The sequence below is a fragment of the Methylophaga sp. UBA5088 genome, from assembly GCF_002414625.1.
Classification (GTDB): Bacteria; Pseudomonadota; Gammaproteobacteria; order Nitrosococcales; family Methylophagaceae; genus Methylophaga; species Methylophaga marina.
In genome coordinates, this window is record NZ_DIAC01000071.1 from 10,654 (window position 1) to 11,294 (window position 641).

The 641-nt window shown below is 47.0% G+C and carries 1 protein-coding gene; it reads left to right on the forward strand.

Annotation, left to right across the window (positions count from 1 at the left end):
- Nucleotides 1-641: aldehyde dehydrogenase family protein (locus B4K20_RS09000; protein WP_289282641.1), on the forward strand; the 641-nt coding region annotated here is incomplete at both ends.

Consider the following 641-nt stretch of genomic DNA (forward strand, 5'->3'; position numbering starts at 1 on the left):
GGCTACAGCATTGCGGTGATTATGGCCGGTAATACGACAGTGTTTAAGCATGATGAGTCCTGCTTTGAAACAGCAGAGGCCATTCAGAAGATTTATGAAGAAGCGGGTTTACCCAAGGGCGTATTTAGCTGCCTATTTGTTGATGGTGAAACGGCAGATGAATTGATTGCTCATCCTCATATTCGGGGTGTGACGTTTACAGGCAGTGCGCGTATCGGTCGACTGATTGCCAAAATTTCTGGTGAGCATCTGAAGAAAAATGTACTGGAACTGGGGGGGAGTGACGCCTATATCGTTTTGAAAGATGCCGATATCGATCTGGCAGTCAAAACCTGCGTTCAGGGCCGTGTCATGAATAGTGGTCAAACCTGTATTGCAGCGAAACGGTTTATTATTGAAGCCCCTGTTTATGAAGAGTTCAGAGATAAATATGTCGCGGCAATGAAGCAACTGACCTTTGGTGACCCAACCAATAGTGATCATGATATGGGACCATTGGCACGTGTTGATCTGCGTGACAAGCTGCATCAGCAGGTTCAGGAGTCGGTGATGAAAGGGGCCACATGCTTATGTGGTGGTGAAGTACCAGATCAAAAAGGTGCCTATTACCCAGCCACGGTATTGGAAAACATCCAAGCTGG